14 protein-coding genes, 3 tRNA genes and 1 other RNA gene are annotated in these 15,152 nt (G+C 66.3%); 7 read left to right on the top strand and 11 right to left on the bottom strand.

Annotated features, from left to right (window positions below; all coding sequences use genetic code 11):
• The first annotated feature begins 61 nt into the window (after positions 1 to 61).
• The 4 genes from prfB to IEX25_RS10270 all read left to right on the top strand — a co-directional run bounded on the left by prfB (position 62) and on the right by IEX25_RS10270 (position 2,753).
• Entirely contained in the window at positions 62 to 1,189 is a 1,128-nt protein-coding gene (gene prfB / locus IEX25_RS10255) for a peptide chain release factor 2 (RefSeq protein WP_103171425.1), read from the top strand.
• 83 nt (positions 1,190 to 1,272) lie between these two features.
• Positions 1,273 to 2,340, top strand: coding sequence for a patatin-like phospholipase family protein (locus tag IEX25_RS10260; RefSeq protein ID WP_188715086.1), 1,068 nt, complete (start codon positions 1,273 to 1,275; stop codon positions 2,338 to 2,340).
• A 94-nt stretch (positions 2,341 to 2,434) separates the two neighbouring features.
• Positions 2,435 to 2,510: transfer RNA gene (locus IEX25_RS10265), tRNA-Val, on the top strand.
• Between the two features lie 167 nt (positions 2,511 to 2,677).
• Positions 2,678 to 2,753 (top strand) — tRNA-Ala (locus IEX25_RS10270).
• Between the two features lie 44 nt (positions 2,754 to 2,797).
• Here IEX25_RS10270 and IEX25_RS10275 read toward each other — a convergent pair.
• Positions 2,798 to 3,625, bottom strand: coding sequence for an HAD-IIA family hydrolase (locus IEX25_RS10275; protein ID WP_229665137.1), 828 nt, complete (start codon positions 3,623 to 3,625; stop codon positions 2,798 to 2,800).
• Positions 3,626 to 3,710: 85 nt separating this feature from the next.
• The gene (locus IEX25_RS10280) at positions 3,711 to 4,646 is read right to left on the bottom strand and encodes an ornithine cyclodeaminase family protein (RefSeq protein WP_188715088.1); all 936 of its coding nucleotides are present in this window, start codon (positions 4,644 to 4,646) and stop codon (positions 3,711 to 3,713) included.
• A gap of 196 nt (positions 4,647 to 4,842) precedes the next feature.
• Between IEX25_RS10280 and IEX25_RS10285 the strand changes: the two genes are divergently transcribed.
• Positions 4,843 to 5,496 carry an SOS response-associated peptidase gene (locus IEX25_RS10285; protein ID WP_188715090.1) on the top strand — a complete coding sequence of 218 codons (654 nt, stop codon included), beginning with the start codon at positions 4,843 to 4,845 and terminating at the stop codon, positions 5,494 to 5,496.
• 30 nt (positions 5,497 to 5,526) lie between these two features.
• On the opposite strand, the gene IEX25_RS10290 is transcribed toward IEX25_RS10285, so the two are convergent.
• Genes IEX25_RS10290 through IEX25_RS10300 form a run of 3 tightly spaced genes read right to left on the bottom strand, consistent with a single transcriptional unit; the run spans position 5,527 to position 7,368 of the window.
• Complete coding sequence (locus tag IEX25_RS10290) at positions 5,527 to 5,967, bottom strand: YcgN family cysteine cluster protein (RefSeq protein WP_188715092.1); 441 nt, start codon at positions 5,965 to 5,967, stop codon at positions 5,527 to 5,529.
• The gene (locus IEX25_RS10295; RefSeq protein ID WP_188715094.1) at positions 5,967 to 6,893 is read right to left on the bottom strand and encodes a bifunctional riboflavin kinase/FAD synthetase; all 927 of its coding nucleotides are present in this window, start codon (positions 6,891 to 6,893) and stop codon (positions 5,967 to 5,969) included. Before IEX25_RS10295 ends, IEX25_RS10290 begins: the two co-directional genes overlap by 1 nt.
• A 31-nt stretch (positions 6,894 to 6,924) precedes the next feature.
• Positions 6,925 to 7,368: a MaoC family dehydratase gene (locus tag IEX25_RS10300; protein ID WP_188715095.1), complete on the bottom strand. Its 444-nt coding sequence runs from the start codon at positions 7,366 to 7,368 to the stop codon at positions 6,925 to 6,927.
• Between the two features lie 128 nt (positions 7,369 to 7,496).
• Between IEX25_RS10300 and IEX25_RS10305 the strand changes: the two genes are divergently transcribed.
• Positions 7,497 to 8,357 (top strand): class I SAM-dependent methyltransferase, encoded by an 861-nt coding sequence (locus IEX25_RS10305; protein WP_188715097.1) that lies wholly within the window; start codon positions 7,497 to 7,499, stop codon positions 8,355 to 8,357.
• A gap of 3 nt (positions 8,358 to 8,360) precedes the next feature.
• On the opposite strand, the gene IEX25_RS10310 is transcribed toward IEX25_RS10305, so the two are convergent.
• The 3 genes from IEX25_RS10310 to IEX25_RS10320 form a co-directional block, all read right to left on the bottom strand.
• Positions 8,361 to 9,230, bottom strand: a complete 870-nt coding sequence (locus IEX25_RS10310; protein ID WP_188715099.1) for a TIGR01459 family HAD-type hydrolase — start codon at positions 9,228 to 9,230, stop codon at positions 8,361 to 8,363.
• Positions 9,230 to 10,147, bottom strand: coding sequence for a manganese-dependent inorganic pyrophosphatase (locus tag IEX25_RS10315; RefSeq protein WP_188715170.1), 918 nt, complete (start codon positions 10,145 to 10,147; stop codon positions 9,230 to 9,232). Before IEX25_RS10315 ends, IEX25_RS10310 begins: the two co-directional genes overlap by 1 nt.
• A 72-nt stretch (positions 10,148 to 10,219) precedes the next feature.
• Positions 10,220 to 10,294, bottom strand: a tRNA-Thr gene (locus IEX25_RS10320).
• Between the two features lie 130 nt (positions 10,295 to 10,424).
• Between IEX25_RS10320 and IEX25_RS10325 the strand changes: the two genes are divergently transcribed.
• Positions 10,425 to 11,300, top strand: coding sequence for a hypothetical protein (locus IEX25_RS10325; RefSeq protein WP_188715102.1), 876 nt, complete (start codon positions 10,425 to 10,427; stop codon positions 11,298 to 11,300).
• Positions 11,301 to 11,406: 106 nt separating this feature from the next.
• On the opposite strand, the gene rpmG is transcribed toward IEX25_RS10325, so the two are convergent.
• The 3 genes from rpmG to acnA all read right to left on the bottom strand — a co-directional run bounded on the left by rpmG (position 11,407) and on the right by acnA (position 14,916).
• A complete protein-coding gene (gene rpmG / locus IEX25_RS10330; RefSeq protein WP_022707377.1) occupies positions 11,407 to 11,574 on the bottom strand; it encodes a 50S ribosomal protein L33 in 168 nt (55 codons plus the stop codon).
• 128 nt (positions 11,575 to 11,702) lie between these two features.
• Positions 11,703 to 12,079, bottom strand: an RNA gene (gene rnpB / locus IEX25_RS10335) — RNase P RNA component class A.
• A 113-nt stretch (positions 12,080 to 12,192) separates the two neighbouring features.
• Positions 12,193 to 14,916, bottom strand: a complete 2,724-nt coding sequence (gene acnA, locus IEX25_RS10340) for an aconitate hydratase AcnA (RefSeq protein ID WP_188715103.1) — start codon at positions 14,914 to 14,916, stop codon at positions 12,193 to 12,195.
• Between the last annotated feature and the right edge of the window lie 236 nt (positions 14,917 to 15,152).

The raw sequence follows: 15,152 nt of genomic DNA on the forward strand, positions 1-15,152 counted from the left end.
GCCCCAGGGTTCCGCCCGCGTTATCACCCCTGACCTGACGCCACCCCTCGAGGATCCGCCCATGCGCGCCGAGACGCAGTCCACCATCGAAGCCATCCGCAAGTCGCTGACCCTGCTGGGGCAGCGGATGGATTGGCAGACCGCGCCCCACCGGCTGGAGGAGATGAACGCGATGATCGAGGCGGGCGACCTGTGGTCCGACCCCGCCCGCGCGCAGAAGCTGATGCGCGAACGCCAGGCCTTGCTGGACGCGCTTGAAACCTATCGCCGCATCGACGGCGACCTGTCCGCCAATGCCGAGATGGTTGAACTGGCCGAGGAGGAGGGCGACGCGGATCTTGTGGCCGAGGCCGAGGCGAACCTGAAGTCGCTGGCCGAACTGGCCGCGCAAAAGGAACTGGAAGCCCTGCTGAACGGCGAGGCGGACGCGAACGACACCTTTCTGGAAATCAACGCGGGCGCGGGCGGCACCGAAAGCTGCGACTGGGCGTCGATGCTGGCGCGCATGTATGTCCGCTGGGCCGAGAAGAAGGGCTACGAGGTCGAGCTTCTGTCCGAAACGGCGGGCGACGAGGCCGGCATCCGCAGCGCCGCCTACAAGGTCAGCGGGCACAATGCCTATGGCTGGCTGAAATCGGAATCGGGCGTGCATCGGCTGGTCCGCATCAGCCCCTATGACAGCGCGGCGCGGCGGCACACGTCCTTCAGCAGCGTCTGGGTCTATCCGGTCGTGGACGACAATATCGAGATCGACATTCCCGACCGCGACATTCGCATCGACACCTATCGGTCCTCGGGCGCGGGCGGGCAGCACGTCAACACCACCGACTCGGCCGTGCGGATCACCCACCTGCCGACCGGGATCGTGGTCACGTCCTCGGAAAAATCGCAGCACCAGAACCGCGCCAACGCCATGGCCGCGCTGAAATCGCGCCTGTACCAGATGGAACTGGACCGCCGCAACGCCGAGATCAACGCCCAGCACGCCGCCAAGGGCGATGCGGGCTGGGGCAACCAGATCCGGTCCTATGTCCTGCACCCCTATCAGATGGTCAAGGATCTGCGCACGGGCGAGGAGACCAGCGACACCCAGGGCGTCCTGGACGGCGACCTGGACGCCTTCATGGCCGCGACCCTGGCCCTTGACGTTGCCGGCAAAAGCAGGGCCGAGGCCAACGCCGAGGACTGATCCCCGTTGCAGATGCAACGCCCGCAGCCCGATGGATTTGACGCGCATTCCCGTTATGCTGCGCCCCAAATCGGGGGACCGCGATGGATCAAAAGCAGATCAACCTGGCCTTGCAGGGCGGCGGTGCGCATGGCGCCTTTTCCTGGGGCGTTCTGGACCGGCTTCTGGACGAGGATTGGCTGACCATTTCCGCCATCAGCGGCACATCCGCCGGGGCGCTGAACGGGGCCGCGTTGAAGGGCGGGCTGGCACGGGGCAATGGCCGGGCAGGGCGGCGCGGGGCGCGGGAAAACCTGGACTGCCTGTGGGCGCAGGTGGGTCAGCGCAGCGACAACCGCATGGTGCGGTGGCTTCATTCGCTGTTTCCGGCCCCGCAAGGCCTGGACCGCCTGACCGAACTGTTTTCGCCCGCCGCCTGGCTGGACAACCTGACGCGGCTGTTCAGCCCCTATGACTATGGCCCCTTCTATGTGAATCCGCTGGCCGGGGTGCTGCGCGACCTGCCCTTTCCCGATTTCAGCAACACCCGCGGCCCGCAGCTGTTCGTCGCGGCCACCAATGTGCGCACGGGCCGGATCCGCGTCTTCACCAACGCGGCGGCCACACCCGATGCGGTGATGGCTTCGGCCTGCCTGCCGAACCTGTTCCAGGCCGTCGAGATCCCCGATCCCGAGACCGGCGAACTGGAAGCCTTCTGGGACGGCGGATATACCGGAAATCCGGCGATGTTTCCCCTGTATGACCACAGGCTGCCCAGCGACATCGTGATCGTGAACATCAACCCGCTGATCCGCGACGGCGTCCCCCGCACCCCGGCCCTGATCGCCGACCGCGTGAACGAGGTCAGCTTCAACGCATCCCTGATGGCGGATCTGCGGGCCATCAACTTCGTCAAGCGGCTGTTTGCCGAGGATCGGTTGCAGAACCGGGCGATGAAGAACCCGCTGATCCACATGATCCTGGACGACACGCTGATGACCGACCTGAATGCCCGGTCCAAGCTGATGCCCGCACCGGGTTTGTTGGCGCGGATGAAGCTGGCCGGGCAGACGGCCGCCGACACGTTCCTGCGCGATCACGCGGATGCGCTGAACAATCGCGATACGGTCGATCTTCCCGCCCTGTTCGCCGGTTCGGGGATCATCGGCTAGGGTCGCTATTCGGACCGATTGCCGTGTGGTCCGAATCCCCGCCCGCTGCCGCCGCTTGCCATCCCCGGCAGCCGCCTGTAGAAGGCAGCGCGGCGGGCGGTTAGCTCAGTTGGTAGAGCGCTTCGTTTACACCGAAGATGCCGGGGGTTCGAGTCCCTCACCGCCCACCATTTTCCCCTTTTCGACAGGCCCGTGACCGCAGGTGGAACGGCCCGTCCGGTTTTGCGGAAACGCTTTCACAAACTTGCCGCAAGCCCCACATTTTCCGCTTGCACCCTGCTGCGTGCCCCCCTATAGACCCCCCACGCCACGTCGAAAGACAAGGCAGACCTCCGGTGGGGCCATAGCTCAGTTGGTAGAGCGCTTGAATGGCATTCAAGAGGTCAGGGGTTCGACTCCCCTTGGCTCCACCAAATCATCCCCTTCGATGACAGCGTTTTCCTTGCCCCGCAGGGGATCACGGCCGCAGTGCCGGTTGGCCTTCATGCGCCATTTGAAAGGCAAGATCCGACAGCGACGCGATGTCGATGTCGGGGTGGACGCCGGGTACCTGCCTTGGCGGCACGCCGGTCCGCACCAGGATCGTCTTCAGCCCGGCTGCCTGGCCTGCGATGATGTCGGTCTCGATCTGGTCGCCCAGCATGAAGGTGGTGGCGGGATCGCTGCCCAGGATGTGCAGCGCCATGCGGATCAGGTCGGGCTGCGGCTTGCCGATGACCAGGGGCATCACGCCCGAGGCGGTTTCGATCGCGGCCAGGATCGACCCCGCGCCCGGCTCGAATCCGTCGCCATGGGGCAGCATCCGGTCGGGATTGGTGCCGAAGAACCGCGCCCCGCCCAGAAGGGCCGTCTGCGCCTTCTGCAGCTTGTCGAAGGTGAATTCGCGGTCGAGGCCCACCACCACGGCGGCGACATCGGTATCGGCGATCTGAAATCCGCGCGCCTCGACCGCCGCAACCAGGGACGGCGCGCCGATCACCATGACCCGCGCGCCGGCCGGCATCGTTTCGCGAAGCCGTTCCGCCACGGCGGCCGAGGTGGTAACGATCCGGTCCGGCGTCGCGGGAATGCCCATGCCGTTCAGCTTGGCCGCGAATTCCCCGGCCGACCGGGTCGAGTTGTTGGTCACGAAGGCATAGGGCAGGCCCTGTTCGTGCCAGTATCGGAAGGCGCGGACAGCCTCGGCGATGGGGGTCTCGCCGCGATAGGCGACGCCGTCCAGGTCGCTGATGATGGCGGAAATGCGGGGCAGGGTCATCGTCATCCTCGGGTCGGTGGGGATCATGCCGCGCGACATGGGCGCGACTGTCAAGGGACAGCGGCCGCAACCCCCACCTGCGTCGCAGGCGGCGGCTGCGCCCGTTCCCCGGTCACCCCAGGCGGTCGATGATCCAGGACGCGATCATCAGGTCCAGATGCGCGCCCCCGCCGTTCTTGAAGACGGTGATGTCGTCGTCCGACGCGCGTCCTTGGACGCCGGGTTGAACCAGGTCGTAGAGATCGCCCCTGATGCTGTCTTCGGTGATCGCGCCCGAGCCGAGGGGGATCAGCAGTTCCCCGATATGGGCGGTGGTCTCGCGGCTGTCCACGAACAGGCGGGCGCGGGCCAGCAGGGCGTCGTCAGCCTCTCGCATGTCGGCCTTGTAGGCGCCGATCAGATCGACATGCGTGCCGGGCCGCACCCAGTCGCCCCCGATGATCGGCTGCCGGGCCATGGTGGCCGTCGAGACAATGTCTGCCTGTCCCACCGCCGCCTGCAGATCGGCCGTCGCGCGAAGGTCGGCACCGATGCCAGCCAGGCCGGCGACAAGCGCCCGGGCCTGTTCCGGCCGCCGTGCCCAGACCGTGACCGTCTCGATCCCCGGCAGCACGGCCGTATAGGCCTGGACCAGACTGGCCGCGACCGTACCCGCGCCGACGATCAGCAGGTGGCGGCTGTCCGGCCGCGCCAGCAGGCTGGCGCCCAGAACCGAATCCGCCGCCGTCTTGAAGGTCGTCACCAGCCGGTTTTCGACGATCGCGCGCAGATGGCCGTCGTCCTTGTCGAAGACCAGCATCGCGCCCTGCACGGTGGGCAGGCCGCGCGACGGGTTGGCATCGAAGACGGTGAAGGGCTTGGCGCCATAGCCCAGCCCGGCGATGAAGGCCGACCGGGTCATCATCGTGCCGGTTGCGGGACCAAGGAAGGTGTCGCGGATTTCGGCGCGTGGCAGGGCATGGCCCGCCTTCAGCGCCGCGACCGCGCCCAGCCAGTCCAGCCGGCCCATGGCGGCATCATGGGTGATGAAGGGGGGTGTTGCGGTCATGGGTTCTTCCTTCCGTCTTGTGGGCAGGTGTCGCACGAACGATAGCGGTTTTGGAAGGGATCGCAGGCGGTCTGCTGACCATCGCGCCGACCCGAAATGATACCCGTGCAACAGGGGCAAGGAACAAGCCGGCGGTCCGCAGGGTTTGCCGGGGGACGCGGGGCAGGGCATCACCTGGGCATCGGGAAAGCGGACCATGTGCAATCTTTACAACCTGACCACCAACCAGCAGGCGATCCGGGACGTGGCAAGGGTCATGGAGGACAGCCTTGGCAATCTTGAGCCGAGCCTGGACATCTATCCCGACCGACCCGCCCCGGTGGTGCGCAACACCACGCAGGGGCGCGAACTGGCCCGGCTGACCTGGGGAATGCCCACGCCGCCGCAGTTCCTGAAGACGAGGGATGCGCCCGACACCGGCGTCACCAATATCCGCAACACCGCCAGTCCCCATTGGCGCCGCTTGCTGGGTGTCCCCAACCGCTGCCTTGTGCCCGCCACCGCCTTTTCGGAATACGGGGCCAAGCCCGATCCGGCGACGAAGCGCAAGCCGCTTTACTGGTTCGGGCTTGATGAAACACGGCCCCTGTTCTTCTTCGCGGGCATCTGGACGCTCTGGACAGGCACGCGGGGGTCGATGAAGACGCCGCGCCCCGGCGAGCACCAGCTTTTCGCCTTTCTGACCTGCGAGCCGAACGGGGTCGTGGGCAGGGTCCATCCCAAGGCCATGCCGGTGATCCTGACCACCCCGGACGAGATCGAGATGTGGATGACGGCGGAATGGCCCCATGCGCAGGCCCTGCAACGGCCGCTGCCCGTCCGGCAACTGGTGGTCCTGGACGGGTCATGACGGCCCGATCTTACACCTGGCCCAAGGGCTTCAGGAAAGATCCTCGATGATATAGTCTTCCCAGTCCTCCTCGGTGACCGAGGCTTCGCTGACGGTCCAGCCGCGGACGCTGGCGCCGGCGCGATGCACGCTTTCGCGGTCGCCCGAGATCAGGTGGTGCCACTTATACAGCGGCCGCCCCTCGTGGCGCAGGCGATAGGCGCAGGTGGCGGGCAGCCACCAGGCGATCTCGGCCAGTTTGCGTGGGGTCAGGACGACGCAATCGGGGACATAGTCGTGGCGGTTGGCATAGCTGCTGCACTGGCACTTGGCGCCGTCCAGCAGCTTGCAGGCGACACGGGTGAAGGCGAGTTCGTTCGTGTCTTCGTATTCGATCTTGTTCAGGCAGCACTTGCCGCAGCCGTCGCACAGCGCCTCCCATTCGTCGGGCTGCAACTGCGGCAAGGGCAGTTCCCAGAAGCGGTCGCGCATCAGGCGCCCGCCAGCACCGCGCGGGCCTGGCTGGCATCGGCGGCAATCTGATCGATCAATGTCTGCACACTGTCGAATTTGGCCTCGTCGCGCAGGAATTCAACCAGTCCGACCGAAAGATGCTGTCCATACAGGTCGCCGTCGAAGTCGAACAGGTGCACTTCGAGGTTAGGCGCATTGCGTCCGAACATCGGGCGCACGCCCAGGCTGGCGACGCCCTGGCAGGACAGCTTGTCCGGCCCGGTCAGCACCTCGACCACAACCGCATAGACCCCAAGGCGGGGCAGGTGCAGGTCGTCCATCTGCATGTTGGCAGTGGGCCAGCCGAATTCGCGCCCGCGCTTGTTGCCGTGGACCACCTCGCCCTCGATCCGGTGCAGGTGGCCCAGCATCCGTTCCGCGTCGCGGGGGCGTCCGTCCGTCAGGGCGCAACGGATCGCGGTGGAACTGTAGTCCTGCCCGCCCGCCCCCACCAGCGGCACGACGGTGACGCCGAAGCCAAGCTGGCGGCCCAGATCCTGCAAGGTCGCGACATTGCCCGCGCGGTCCTTGCCGAAGACGAAATCCGCGCCCACGGTCACATGGGTCACGCCCAGTCCGCCCACCAGCACGTCACGGGCGAAAGCCTCGGGCGAGAGGCCCGCCAGGACCGCGCCGAAGGGCAATTCGTAAAGCTGCTCCACCCCCAGCCGGGCCAGGCGGTTGGCGCGGGATTCCGAATTCATCAGCCGAAAGGGCGGGGCGTCGGGGGCAAAGAACTGGCGGGGATGGGGTTCGAAGGTGACGATGCCCAGGGGCGCGCCAGCCTGGCGTGCGGCTTCGATCACGGCGCGGTGGCCCAGATGGACGCCGTCGAAATTGCCCATGGCGACGGATGCGCCGCGGGCGCCTGCCGGAAGTCCTGTCCAGTCGCGGTGGATTTGCAAAGGGTGCCCCCACTGGGGCGCGGACACCCCGTCAGTCGAACTTGCGGCTTGGCGCCAGAACGACCGCCTCGCCTTTCAGGACGACCGTATCACCCACGAGGCAGCGGGTTGCAAGCGTGACCCGCCGTTTCGCGTGGTCGATCGTGTCCACCGTCACCTCGGCCCGGACAGTGTCGCCGGGGCGGACGGGGGCCATGAACTTCAGCGTCTGGCCCAGATAGACCGTGCCATGTCCCGGCAACTGTTCCCCGATCACGGCCGAGATCAGCCCGGCCGTCAGCATCCCATGCGCGATGCGTCCTTCGAAGATCGTGTCGCGGGCATAATCGTCGTCCAGATGGACCGGATTGCGGTCCGTCGAGACCTCGGCGAACAGGTCGATGTCGCGGTCGGTCACCTGCTTTTGCAGGTAACGGGTCATCCCGACCTCCAGATCCTCGATGACGATGGTGCCGCGGGGAAGGTTGTCCAGCATGGCATATTCCCTGTGATGACCGATCCGGTTGACGATGCTGCATAGCAGCGAAGTCACACGAAAGCAATAAACTTATACGATTTCTGACCAAAGTATAATATTGTTGCTGGGCGAAGGGAAGGTGGGGGATGGGGCAGATCGCGAACCAGCCGCAGGCCGATTTCTGGACCTCGCCCGCCGGGCGGGCCTGGGTGGACCATGAACAGGCCCTGGATGTCACGATGGAAGGGCTGCTTCGCCCCCTGATGGATGCCGCGGATCTGAACGGGTCCGAAGACATCCTGGATGTCGGCTGCGGCACGGGGGCCAGCACGCTGGCCGCCGCGCGGCGGGTGCCGAGGGGCACGGTGCTGGGGCTGGACATCGCCGCGCCGATGCTGGACCGGGCGCGGCAGCGTGCCCAGGCCGCAGGGGTGGCGAACGTCGCCTTCCACCTGTGCGACGCCCAGGTCCAACGCCTTGCCTCCGACAGCCGCGATGTCATGATCTCGCGCTTCGGGATGAGCTTTTTCGACGACAGCGTGGCGGCCTTTCGCAATCTGTCCCAGGCGCTTCGCGACGGCGGGCGCATGGTCTTCCTGTCCTGGGCGCGACTGGCGGACAATCCCTGGTTCACCATCCCGGAAAAGGCCGCGCGGGACTGGCTGAACGCCCCGCCCGAGCCGCCGACGAACGGACCCGGCCCGCTGGCCTTCGCGGATGCGGATCATGTGCTGGATCTGATGGCGCGGGCGGGGCTTGTCGAAGGGCGGGCCGAGACGCTGCAGATCGACCTCACGCCGCCCGGCGGATCATCCGGGGCGGCACGCCTTGCCACCCATGTCGGACCAGCCGCGCGCCTGCTGCGGATCTGCAATGCCCCGCCCCAGGATCGGGAACAGATCGCCGCCCGGATCGAAGGCGAATTCAGCGCCTTCATCCAGGGGGCAGATGTGCGGATTCCATCGGCGGTGCATCTGTTTTCCTGCCGTGCCAGGCGGCAGGAATAGGCGTCAGCGCAGCCGGCCGATGCTGTATTGCGGGGCCATGGCATGGTCCTCTAGCCAGCCCAGCAGCAGGGCATTGTCGGGATTTTCCACGTCCGGCCCAAGCGCCTCCGCCGCAAGCCCGCCGGTCACGAACAGCGCGTCGATGCCCTGGTCCAGGGCGCCTTTCACATCGGTGAAGATGCCGTCTCCGATGGCCAGGATGCGTGCGTCCGGCCCCAGGTCCAGCAGCCGCCGCGCCCGGTCATAGATCGGCGGATGCGGCTTGCCGAAGTAAAGCGACGTGCCCCCCAGCCCCTCGTAATATTCAGCCAGGGCACCGGCGCAATAGATGCGCGTCTCGCCCATGTCCACGACCACATCCGGGTTTGCGCACAGCAGCGGCAAGCCGCGGTCGCGCGCCTGCATCAGGCGGTCGTGGTAATCCTGCGGCGTTTCCGTCAGCTCCTCGAAGGGGCCGGTGGCGACGATCCCCTCGGCTTCCTCCAGCGACACGCGTGCGATGGTGGGGGCATCGGCGAATTCTGCCGGAATGTCGTCGAAGAAGCCGTCATCCTTTTCGGTCCCGATATGCCAGACCTTGCGGCCGACGCGGCCTTCGAACATCGCTTCCTGCGCGGCATCGCCCGAACTGACCACGATGTCCCAGGCGTCGCGCGGCACGCCCATGCGGTCAAGCTGGGCGATCACGAACTGGTTGGGACGCGGCGCATTGGTCATCAGCACGACCCGGCCGCCCCCCTGGCGGAACGCCTGCAGGGCCGCCACGGCGGCGGGATAGGGCTGCTTGCCGTTATGCAGGCAGCCCCACAGGTCGCAGAACAGCACGTCGTAATCGGCGCCGATCTGCGACAGGGACTGGATGATCCGGGTCATTACAGCGCCAGGACCGGGATGATCTGCTTCTTGCGGCTCATCACGCCGGGCAGGACCACGGTGTCGCCCGTGGCAGACACGCCGAAGCTGCGTTCGGCCAGCCCACGCACGAAGTCGTTGGGGATCAGCAGGGTCGCTTCCTCGCGCAGGATATCGACGATGAAGCACAGCACCTGGTCGGCGCCATCCTCGGCCGCGACGCGGGGCATGGCGGCGATCAGCGCGTCCTTGCGGGCCAGCAGGACCTGGGGCGCGGTGGTTTCCAGAACCGTGATGCGCAGCTGCTTGCCGCCCAGTTCGTATTCCTTGCTGTCGGTGCGCAAAAGCGCCTCGTCGGAAAAGGCGCTGATGTCGGACTTGGCCGCGAACATCTCGGTCGCATAGTCGGTGATGTCGACGCCCAGGTCGGCGGCCAGCTTCTCGGCCACGGCGCGGTCATGGGCGGTGGTGGTCGGGCTGCGGAATTCCAGCGTGTCCGACAGGATGCAGGTCAGCATCGCGCCCTTGATGGCCTCGGGCGCGCGGGCCATGTCGGCGCCGATCAGGTCATGCATGATGGTGGCGGTGCAGGCCAGCGGGCGGATGGTGATGTTGATCGGGGTGCGGGTCTTGATGCCGCCGGCCAGCAGGTGGTGGTCGATGATCTCGATCACCTCGGCCCCGTCCAGGCCGGCGGGCAGTTCGGCGGGGTTGTTCGTGTCCACGATCACGCATTGGTCGCCCGCCGCGACATCGGCGATGATCTCGGGCTTGTCCAGGTTCCAGCGGTTCAGCATCCACAGGGCTTCGGTGTTCGGCTCGCCTTGCAGGACCGCCTTGGCGGGGGTCTTGCGGACCTCGTTCAGATACCAGGCCCAGATGATGGGGGAACCGGTCGAATCCGTGTCGGGGGCGGTATGGCCGAAGACCTTGATCATGATGCACCTTCGCAGCGTCTGAATGTCGCGCGCGTTATAGGCGGCGCGGCGGGCGATGTCCAACAGGGGGAATGGTGCCGGTTGAGGGGATTGAACCCCCGACCTTCGGTTTACAAAACCGCTGCTCTACCGCTGAGCTAAACCGGCCCGCTGTGCAGTTCCTGCGATAGCCTTTGCTCGCGTCTTTCGCAAGCCGCGAAAGCGGTTTGACTGCGCATCGGGCATCGCTACTGTGCCCCGGCGCCAGGACGGGCGGAAGAAGAAGGATCAGGCCGATATGCAGATGGTGTTTCATCTGGGGGTGCATTGCACGGATGGCGACCGGCTGCTGAAGACGCTGCTGAACAACCGCGACTGGCTGATGCAGCACGGCACCGACGTCATCACGCCCAACCGCCATCGCGGCCTGTTCGAAGAGGCGCTGATGTCGCTGAAGGGCGGGCGCGCCACCGCCGAGATGCAGCAGATCATGCTGGACGCGGTGCTGCACAGCGAATCGCCCGGCCGGGCGATCTTTTCCACGCCCACCTTCATGGGGGCGCCGGGCCGGGTGGTGGGGCAGACGGGGCTATACCCGCAGATGGGCGCCCGGGCCGCGGCCCTAGCGAACCTGTTCCCCGACCACGAGGTCGAGTTCTTCCTGGCGATCCGCAATCCCGCCGCGCTGATTTCCGAGGTGCTGCCGATCTTTACCGGCGGCGGCTATCACGTCCTGATGCAGGGCCGCCAACCTACGGACCTGCGCTGGCGCGACCCGATCCAGGCGTTGCTGCGCGCGGTTCCCGGCCGCCGGGTGGTGATCTGGTGCCACGAGGACGTGCCCCTGATCTGGCCCGAGATCGCCCGCCTTGTCGGCGCCATCCCGCCCGATGCGCCCCTGCAGGGCGGGGCGATGTATCTCGAGGAGATCCTGGGCGATGCAGGCATGGCCCGCCTGAAAGAGAAGCTGGCCGAGCAGGACCGGCTGACCGTCGCGCAGCGCCGCGCCATCTCCTCCGAGATGATCGAAAGCCATGCGCCGGCCGCCGCCCTGGACCAGGTGGTCGATCTTCCCGGCTGGACGCAAGAGGTCGTGGACCATGTGACCGCGAACTATCGCGCCGACGTGGGCGAGATCGCCGTGCTGCCGAGGGTGGAATTCGTGCTGCCCTGACAGGTGCCTGCCGATGCGGGGCGCGGACCGTCGGCACCGCAGCGGGTGCCAAAAGGAAAGGGGCGCCCCTGCGGACGCCCCCTTGAACCCTTGGCTGGACAGGATCTTACTTGATCTTGCCTTCCTTGTATTCGACGTGCTGACGGACGACCGGGTCGTATTTGCGGACAGTCATCTTTTCGGTCATGGTGCGGGCGTTCTTCTTGGTCACGTAGAAGTGGCCCGTGCCGGCGGTCGAGTTCAGCCGGATCTTGATGGTGGTCGGCTTCGCCATTGTATCGCTCCTGCTTCGGGGCAATCGCGCGGCGCAGACCCCGTGGAATTCGTTTGAAGCCCGCCTTTTACTGATGGAAGGGCCGAAGTCAACCCGAATCGCCGGGGAAATCGCGGCGAAAGGCCAGATTGCGCGGAGGGCCTGTAAGCCGGATTCTGTCCACCGCCATGGGCGGCTGGATGACCATTCCTCTGGCCCGGCGGTTGCCCGCCGGATCAAGCTGCCTACCCGGACCAGCTGGGGCAAGGCGGCCCTGCGGGGTTGCCCCCGCGCGCGGTCCCTATTCGGCATTGCTCCCGGTGGGGCTTGCCATGCGGGGCCTGTTGCCAGGCCCCCGGTGGGCTCTTACCCCACCGTTTCACCCTTACCCATGCGGACATGGGCGGTCTCGTTCTCTGTGGCGCTTTCCCTGGGGTTGCCCCCGCCGGGCGTTACCCGGCACCGTCGCCTCATGGAGTCCGGACTTTCCTCGACGGCGCACCGCCGCGGTCATCCAGCCCTCCGCGCCAGGCGGATATGGCGGGGAAGGGGACGCGCGTCAACGAAAAACCCCTGCCGCAAGGCGGCAGGGGCGGGGGGTAGGGTGCGTGCTTGCACGCACCGTTGCGGGGTTGCCGATCAGCCTTTGGCCAGGTTGCGCAGCACGTAATGCAGCACGCCACCGTTCTTGAGGTATTCGATCTCGACCTCGGTATCGACGCGGGCCTTGAGCTGGATCTCCTTCACGGTGCCGTCGGCATAGCGGATGGTGCAGGGCACCAGCGACAGCGGCTTGAAGTCGCCCGCAAGGCCGTGGATCGACACGGTCTCGTCGCCCTTCAGGCCCAGGGTCTTGCGGTTCTCGCCCGGCAGGAATTCCAGCGGCACGACGCCCATGCCGACCAGGTTCGACCGGTGGATACGCTCGAAGGATTCCGCGATGACCGCCTTGACGCCCAGAAGGTTGGTGCCCTTGGCCGCCCAGTCGCGGCTGGACCCGGCGCCGTATTCGACCCCGCCGAAGATCACCAGCGGCGTGCCGGCATCCTGATAGGCCATCGAGGCGTCGAAGATCGTCGTCTGCTGACCGTCCGGCCCCTTGGTGAAGCCGCCCTCGACCCCGTCCAGCATCTCGTTCTTGATGCGGATATTGGCGAAGGTGCCGCGCATCATGATCTCATGGTTGCCGCGGCGCGAGCCGTAGCTGTTGAAATCACGCGGCGCGACCTGCCGTTCGATCAGGTATTGGCCCGCAGGCGTGGTCGGCTTGAACGACCCGGCGGGGCTGATGTGGTCGGTGGTGATCATGTCGCCCAGGATCGCCAGGACGCGCGCACCGTCGATATCGCTGATGACGCCGGCTTCCTTGGACATGCCGCGGAAATAGGGCGGGTTCTGGATATAGGTCGAGGTCGGCGGCCAGTCATAGGTCTCGCTGTCGGTGACCTCGACCGCCTGCCAGCGTTCGTCGCCCTTGAACACGTCGGCGTATTTCGACTGGAACGCCTCGCGCGTCACCGTCGCATGGACCAGGTCGGCGATTTCCTGGTTGGTGGGCCAGATGTCCTTCAGATAGACGTCGCGGCCTTCGGGGGTCTGGCCGATCGGTTCCTTGGTCAGGTCGATGTTCAGGTCGCCCGCGATGGCATAGGCCACCACCAGCGGCGGCGAGGCCAGGAAGTTCGCGCGCACGTCCGGGCTGATGCGCCCTTCGAAGTTGCGGTTCCCGGACAGAACGGCGGTCGCCACCAGGTCGTTGTCGTGGATCGCCTTGGTGATCGCCGGATCGCCCAGCGGACCCGAGTTGCCGATGCAGGTGGTGCAGCCGTAGCCCACCAGGTTGAAGCCCAGGGCGTCCAGATCCTCTTGCAACCCGGCGGCTTCCAGGTATTCGCCCACGACCTGCGAGCCGGGCGCCAGCGAGGTCTTGACCCAGGGCTTGCGGTTCAGGCCCAGCTGGCGCGCCTTGCGGGCGACCAGCCCGGCCCCGATCATCACATAGGGGTTCGAGGTGTTGGTGCAGCTGGTGATCGCCGCGATGACGACCGAACCGTCGCGGATGCTGTAGTCGGTGCCTTCGACGGGGGCGGTGCGCAGCACGTCCCTGACCATCACCTCGCCATCCTCCTGCGCGCCGCCGCGGTAATCGGCGACCACCTTGCGGAAGGTTTGCGCGGAATCGGTCAGCGGCAGGTAATCCTGCGGGCGCTTCGGACCGGAAATCGCGGGCACGATGCTGCCCATGTCCAGTTCCAGCGTCGAGGAATAGATCGGCGCATAATCCGCGCCGCGCCAGAAGCCGTTCTCCTTGGCATAGGCTTCGACCAGGGCGATGCGATCCTCGTCGCGGCCGGTGTTGCGCAGATAGCGCAGCGTTTCCTCGTCGATGGGGAAGAAGCCGCAGGTGGCGCCGTATTCGGGGGCCATGTTGGCGATGGTCGCGCGGTCGGCCAGGGGCAGGTTGTCCAGACCCTCGCCATAGAATTCGACGAACTTGCCCACGACGCCATGCTTGCGCAGCATCGCCACGACCTTCAGCACCAGGTCGGTCGCGGTGGTCCCTTCCACCATCTTGCCGGTCAGCTTGAAGCCCACGACTTCCGGGATCAGCATGGACACGGGCTGGCCCAGCATCGCGGCCTCGGCCTCGATCCCGCCCACGCCCCATCCCAGGACGGCCAGGCCGTTGACCATGGTCGTGTGGCTGTCGGTCCCCACCAGCGTGTCGGGATAGGCCACCAGATCGCCGTTCTGGTCGGTATCGGTCCAGACGGTCTGGGCCAGGTATTCCAGGTTCACCTGGTGGCAGATGCCGGTTCCGGGCGGCACTACGCGGAAGTTCTGGAACGCGTTCTGGCCCCATTTCAGGAACTGGTAACGCTCGATGTTGCGTTCGTATTCCAGGTCCACGTTGCGCTGGAAGGCGCGCGGATTGCCGAATTCGTCGATCATCACCGAATGGTCGATGACCAGATCGACCGGGTTCAGCGGGTTGATCTTCTGCGCGTCGCCGCCCAGGCCGATGATGCCGTCGCGCATCGCGGCAAGGTCAACGACCGCCGGGACGCCGGTGAAGTCCTGCATCAGCACGCGGGCGGGGCGATAGTTGATCTCGCGCGGGTTCTTGCCGCCCAGCGTGGCCCATTCGCCGAAGGCCTTGATGTCGTCCACGGACACGGAAAAGCCGCCATCCTCGAAGCGCAGCAGGTTTTCCAGCACGACCTTCAGCGCGGCGGGCAGTTTCGAGAAATCGCCAAGCCCTGCCTCGGTGGCGGCGGCGATGGAGTAATAGGCGTAATCCTTGCCGCCCGCCGAAAGCTTGCGGCGCGTCTTGGCGGTGTCGGTTCCGATCTGGATGGGCATGGGGGCCTCCCTGTCTGCGAAATGGATGGGTCCGGCGTGCGTGGCCTTGCTTTGCCCCATGGGGCGGGGCTGCGCAAGGTGTCTCGCGGGGAATTGTATGCAATCGCATACCATGATCGGCGCTGTTGCTCAAGAGCCACCGGGGATCTTTCACGCGGTGCCTAACAAAGCGTTGATTTGTTCCCCGGCAAGGCGCGGGTCTATGCAAGGGGACAATTGTCAATCATCGGACTTCA

Origin of the sequence: Paracoccus acridae (assembly GCF_014642735.1) — a bacterium.
Classification (GTDB): Bacteria; Pseudomonadota; Alphaproteobacteria; order Rhodobacterales; family Rhodobacteraceae; genus Paracoccus; species Paracoccus acridae.

What these genes read in the sequence shown, in the direction of transcription:
- IEX25_RS10260 (WP_188715086.1), top strand. Translation starts at nt 1,273, where the DNA reads ATGGATCAAAAGCAGATCAACCTGGCCTTGCAGGGCGGCGGTGCGCAT.
- IEX25_RS10305 (WP_188715097.1), top strand. Translation starts at nt 7,497, where the DNA reads ATGGGGCAGATCGCGAACCAGCCGCAGGCCGATTTCTGGACCTCGCCC.
- IEX25_RS10325 (WP_188715102.1), top strand. Translation starts at nt 10,425, where the DNA reads ATGCAGATGGTGTTTCATCTGGGGGTGCATTGCACGGATGGCGACCGG.
- IEX25_RS10285 (WP_188715090.1), top strand. Translation starts at nt 4,843, where the DNA reads ATGTGCAATCTTTACAACCTGACCACCAACCAGCAGGCGATCCGGGAC.
- IEX25_RS10275 (WP_229665137.1), bottom strand. Translation starts at nt 3,625, where the DNA reads ATGATCCCCACCGACCCGAGGATGACGATGACCCTGCCCCGCATTTCC.
- IEX25_RS10315 (WP_188715170.1), bottom strand. Translation starts at nt 10,147, where the DNA reads ATGATCAAGGTCTTCGGCCATACCGCCCCCGACACGGATTCGACCGGT.
- IEX25_RS10280 (WP_188715088.1), bottom strand. Translation starts at nt 4,646, where the DNA reads ATGACCGCAACACCCCCCTTCATCACCCATGATGCCGCCATGGGCCGG.
- acnA (WP_188715103.1), bottom strand. Translation starts at nt 14,916, where the DNA reads ATGCCCATCCAGATCGGAACCGACACCGCCAAGACGCGCCGCAAGCTT.
- IEX25_RS10310 (WP_188715099.1), bottom strand. Translation starts at nt 9,230, where the DNA reads ATGACCCGGATCATCCAGTCCCTGTCGCAGATCGGCGCCGATTACGAC.
- rpmG (WP_022707377.1), bottom strand. Translation starts at nt 11,574, where the DNA reads ATGGCGAAGCCGACCACCATCAAGATCCGGCTGAACTCGACCGCCGGC.
- IEX25_RS10300 (WP_188715095.1), bottom strand. Translation starts at nt 7,368, where the DNA reads ATGCTGGACAACCTTCCCCGCGGCACCATCGTCATCGAGGATCTGGAG.
- IEX25_RS10290 (WP_188715092.1), bottom strand. Translation starts at nt 5,967, where the DNA reads ATGCGCGACCGCTTCTGGGAACTGCCCTTGCCGCAGTTGCAGCCCGAC.
- prfB (WP_103171425.1), top strand. Translation starts at nt 62, where the DNA reads ATGCGCGCCGAGACGCAGTCCACCATCGAAGCCATCCGCAAGTCGCTG.